The following is a 4787-nucleotide window of genomic DNA, read 5'->3' on the forward strand; positions in this document are numbered from 1 at the left end:
AGACTTCTCGACCACCTCACGTGCCGCTGTTTCCCGGAACTCGGGGCTGAACTGACGCGACTTTTTCTGTGCCACAAACAACTCCGTTCAGTTACCCAAATCATACTTTGGGTCACTGTCCGAGGAAGTTCCGGCACCTCACACCCCACCACCCGTTTGATTCGTGGAAATCTCGCGGCTGCGCGGGAGGCGACTCACTGACCTGACGCTAGGCGTATCACGTTCGTCGCGACGTCAATTTGGGGTAGAGCCCAACTAGACACCCCTGACCGAGACGTCTTGCGTCCGAATAGAGTCCGAAACCGAATTTCTTGACACTCGTCCGATGAGTTCTTAGATTCCAACCTGACAACCAGCCGCAGTCGCGGCCGGATCCGGACAAGCAGGGGGAGGGCGCGGTGCGCGTCGGCTACATCAGGGTCTCGACCGTCGACCAGAACACCGACCGACAACTCGACGGCATCGACGTCGAGCGCGTCTTCACCGACAAGGTCACCGGCAAGAACGCCAAACGGCCCGCCCTCCAGGAGATGCTCGCCTTCGTCCGCGACGGCGACACCGTGCTCGTGCACTCCATGGACCGCCTCGCCCGCAACCTCGACGACCTCCGACGCCTCGTCCGACAGCTCACCGGCAAAGGCGTACGCGTCGAGTTCGTCAAAGAGGCACTGACCTTCACCGGCGAGGACTCCCCCATGGCCACCCTGATGCTGTCGGTCATGGGCGCCTTCGCCGAATTCGAACGCGCCCTGATCCTGGAACGCCAGCGCGAAGGCATCGCCACGGCGAAGGCCCGCGGCGCCTACAAGGGCCGAAAGCCCGCACTCACCGCCGACCAGGTGACGGCGCTGCGCGAGCGCGCGGCAGCCGGCGAGCCGAAATCCGCCCTCGCGAGAGAGTTCGGAGTCAGCCGCGAAACCGTCTACGCCTACCTTCGCGCCACTGCCTGACACCGGCCTACGTGGCACATCGACATCTTCGGTCGTGGTCGCTATTGTTCCGGCGAATCTGCGGCAGGAGGTGGTCGTGAAGTACGAAGACACCGGATCGGCGCTGGAGGAGTACTCCAACGAGCGCGACGCCGACGGCTACTGGGAGCCACAACTACTCGAGGAGCCCGGCCGCGTCCACGCCTTCTGGCGACGCCCTCCAGCGCTCGACTTCATCCAGAGTTGGGACGGGTTGTCCGCAGTCTGCCGCCATCCCGTTCGTGTGCTGCTGCCGCTGCCGTTCGACAGCAACGGCGCAGACGCATGTCCTGAGTGCGCTCGAATACTCGCTGCGCGGGCTGCCGACCCTGAGGGCTGGGAGGAACGCCGTCGTGAGCACCAGCGCCGCCGGATGAGAGAAGAGGACTACGAGGAGCTCAAGGTGCGGCGTGTCCTCCAACTTCGTGACGAGAACCCCGACCTCACTCCAGAGGATTTCGACCACCTGAGTTTCGAAGAGCTCTTCGATCTCGTCCACAGCTCCGACCCGTTTGACGACGATGACCTCTCCGACGACGTAGGGCCGCTGGGCGGCGCCTGGTAGATCCCGCCATCGCATGGGGACAGCTCCACCACTGTTCGATACGGTGTGCCGCCATGGTGCATCTCCGCTACTTCACCGACTGCGACGAAGCGATCCGGGCACGAGTCCTCGAATGGGTGCGCACCGACGAGTTCATCTCCCGGATCGGGATGCCCGACCACGAACTCAAGCACGTCCCCGGCGCCGAAACGCGCACTGGCCGGGTCCACAACTGGGTCATCTTCGTCGACGAGCAACCCGTGGGGTTGATATCGGCACAGATCCAGGACCAGCCACGCAGCCACAGCCCGCTTAACCGAGAACTTGATGATCCTGCCGACTACCCGTTGCTCGGGACGGTGACCTACATCGACCGACAGCACCGCAGCCGCGGATACGCATCGGCGGCGAAACATGCCATCAGCGAACACGTCGCCGCAGCCGGAGTTCAAACCTTCGGTTGCATTGTCGCCGGCGACAACCCGCAGAGCCTGAGATCGATCAGTAGAGCTGGATACGAGCGTGTCCACACCGAGAAGGTCGACGGAAAGCCGGACAAGCTCTACTTCCGACGGCGGCGGTAACCACATTCGCTACCGCCAACTCCGGGCCTGCCGCTTCGTCAGTGACCCCTGAGGGCCGTTGCACGGGATGTGCCGTTTCCTCCCAGCTAGGCCTTGCGGGCGCGACGACGAGAGGTCTGCCCCGCCTCCGAGACTCCAGCTACCCAAGCACCCGTTTTTCCACTCGGGACACGGAGCTGCTTGTACTTAGTGGAACTTCCCCGCATCTTCGTCGGTTTGGAGCTGCGCGGAGATGGAGATTCTGGTTCCTTGGCGTCTGCACCCCTACGGCCGGGCCGCCGGTCCCACCTGCTCGCGAATGCCTTGATCGCACGAGCATCCCAAACCGGCCCCGTCCTCAGCCGATACAGAGGCTCAGGAAACCCGACAGTGCCCTGAAGCTGGTGCACACGCTGACGCGAGACCTCCAACTCGTCCGCAACCTCCGCCGCAGATACCAACTGCGGCAGGTTGGGCGCGTCCGCCTCGGCGAAGTGGGTCTCCTCATCGACCACTTCAACCGCCACAGGAGACAGGCCGGTGACAGGCCGAACAAGCGCAGCAGCGAGTCCGGCCGCCTCCACCGGATCCTCTGCTTCGATATAGACGCTCAACATGACCGCAACACCGGGGAGCCGTCCCGCCGTGGCATCGACATCCGCGAGCTCTTCTTCCCACATCGTGAGCTCTTCTCGGTCGATCTCAGCCGAGCTATAGCGCAAGGTCACTACCCAGATCACTGATCTCACGCTCCTTCCGTCGATGCCTTGCGGCGTACAGCACGCTGCTCTTTCTTGCTGGGGGGGCGGAACCTGAAGGCCGGCAGCCTTCAATTTCACTTTCAGGTCAGCCATCCGACGGCGAGGATTGCTCGGTGTAGCCGGATACTGCGCGATGTACTCCCCGTCCGGATCAAAGAACTGCGTATATCCCCTCGTGGTGTCCACTACCCGCCAGCCCTGAGAGCGCGCCCAAGCCGCAAGGTCGCTGATGTCACTGTTCAAGCGGTTTCTGTCCCCTCCAGACTCGCCTAAATATTGCGATACGTCAAGCTTTGAAGACTATACAACGTCAAGATTTGCATCAGCAACAATCCTGCTGATCGGTCCGAACTCTGGGCCAGATACTCGCTGACATGCCCCTGCTCCAGCGCCGCAAGGGAGGCTCTCCCGAGGCGCTCGGTAATCGGTTCGGATCGCTCTACTTCAGTCAGTAGGCCATGAATACCTCTCGTCGAGGGCCAGCATCAGGCTCGTGGCCACCATGACCGCCAGGACTGCGTTCTCCGGGGTGAAGTGATCGGGGTGCGCCTGGTGCGCGACGACGTGGCGCGAAAGGGGCACCGGCCTCGGCTTGCCGGACTTCGGATTCCAGTCCGTCAGCAGGTTCACGACCGGCGCAACACCGAGCACGTACCGCAAACGATCCTCCTGGAATGCCACTTCCAGGTTGGTCACCCTGCACTGGTGCTTCGCCTTGCCGGATTTGTTGTCGATGTGCGCTTCGATCTGTGTGTTGCACACGCTTACGCCGAGCGCTTGCGCCGCTTCGTGGTGCCCGTCGGCGAGGGCAGCGATGGCCTTCAGGAGCAGTGGCCGCTGCTCGGCGACCAGTGGGTCGAGCTGGGAGTCCACCGCTGCTGCACAGTCGTCCAAGATCTCGGATGTTCGGGCCACCAGGATGGCATCGCGTCCGGCACGATCCGGGGCTTGCGCAAGTTCGGAGACGATATCCGCCCGCGGAATGTACACGATCGGGATGCCCTCGTTCTCGACGATCTGCTGCGCGAGATCCAAGTCCAGAGCCTCCTCACCCATAGGCCAGTTGGCCGGGTATCGCGCGAAGAGCGAGTCGATGAGCTCCTGGACTCCCGGCGGAATGAGATCGCCCGGCGCCGGGATGTGGTGGCGAAGCATTCGCTGCACATCGACCGCCGGAAGCTGGGGCATCGGCCGGGCGACATCGAAGGTCGGAATATCCAGCCTAGGCAGATGGACGCCGGCCAGGATTCCGTCGAAGACCGCCGAGCGGAGTGAGTGGGTGACATCGATGGCGGCTTCCATGTGCTGAAACAGGCCAGGATCCAGCCTTATCGGCTCAAGTCGCGGCCATGGGATGTCCGTCGGCAAGCTCGACTGCAGGGACCCCATGAGGTCGATCGTCGGCCAGTGCGGCGCGGTGGCCCGGAAAGCGCGCGCGGCGATCTCTGCCAGTTCACGCCTCTGTGCATCCGTCATCTTCGGGAAGGTCACGGATCGAGATTACGGGCGGCTACAGGTAGCTCGCCTGGTCATTTCCGGCTGGCTCCGAGGGCGGACAAGCCCCTAGGAACCCGTACCCATCCCGAGCAGCAGCCCGCCGGGACCTGGGCGGCTGCCCCACCTAACGGTGGGCGAGCGGCGGAGTAGGAGAACGGCCGCGGCAACCACCAAGACTGACGCGGGGCATCGGTTCGGAGGTTCGTTCCTCCTTCGCCGAGTTGCCCACCAACCAGGAATCGAACGGTCCGCGCCGAGAGTCGTTGTGCCAGCTCGCTCGACCCGTTCGGGCCCTATCTTGCCCGATAACCATAGAGTTCCTAACAGGATCTGCTGGGTGGCGGCGAACAGAGTTGTCGTGCAGCATGTTTCGTCGTGGCGGCACCCTGGATCGTGGACGACGAGTTGTGGGCGGTTATCGAGCCGCTACTACCGGTGAAACCTGCGGGGACAC

At 63.3% G+C, this 4787-nt stretch carries 5 protein-coding genes; 3 read left to right on the top strand and 2 right to left on the bottom strand.

Annotated features, from left to right (window positions below; genetic code table 11):
* The first annotated feature begins 398 nt into the window (after positions 1–398).
* The 3 genes from QH283_RS27655 (at position 399) to QH283_RS27665 (ending at position 2096) form a co-directional block, all read left to right on the top strand.
* A complete protein-coding gene (locus QH283_RS27655; RefSeq protein WP_011212413.1) occupies positions 399–950 on the top strand; it encodes a recombinase family protein in 552 nt (183 codons plus the stop codon).
* Positions 951–1026: 76 nt separating this feature from the next.
* Complete coding sequence (locus QH283_RS27660; protein ID WP_127516417.1) at positions 1027–1533, top strand: hypothetical protein; 507 nt, start codon at positions 1027–1029, stop codon at positions 1531–1533.
* Between the two features lie 53 nt (positions 1534–1586).
* A complete protein-coding gene (locus QH283_RS27665; protein ID WP_011212415.1) occupies positions 1587–2096 on the top strand; it encodes a GNAT family N-acetyltransferase in 510 nt (169 codons plus the stop codon).
* Between the two features lie 86 nt (positions 2097–2182).
* Here QH283_RS27665 and QH283_RS27670 read toward each other — a convergent pair whose 3' ends face one another.
* Together QH283_RS27670 and QH283_RS27675 are read right to left on the bottom strand one after the other, a co-directional pair.
* A complete protein-coding gene (locus QH283_RS27670) occupies positions 2183–2929 on the bottom strand; it encodes a hypothetical protein (protein ID WP_280505869.1) in 747 nt (248 codons plus the stop codon).
* Between the two features lie 351 nt (positions 2930–3280).
* Complete coding sequence (locus QH283_RS27675) at positions 3281–4327, bottom strand: hypothetical protein (protein ID WP_050768388.1); 1047 nt, start codon at positions 4325–4327, stop codon at positions 3281–3283.
* Between the last annotated feature and the right edge of the window lie 460 nt (positions 4328–4787).

Source organism: Nocardia farcinica (assembly GCF_029867845.1).
Classification (GTDB): Bacteria; Actinomycetota; Actinomycetes; order Mycobacteriales; family Mycobacteriaceae; genus Nocardia; species Nocardia farcinica_A.

Coding starts and splice junctions, on each gene's coding strand:
- QH283_RS27665 (WP_011212415.1), top strand. CDS start 1,587: ATGGTGCATCTCCGCTACTTCACCGACTGCGACGAAGCGATCCGGGCA.
- QH283_RS27670 (WP_280505869.1), bottom strand. CDS start 2,929: ATGGCTGACCTGAAAGTGAAATTGAAGGCTGCCGGCCTTCAGGTTCCG.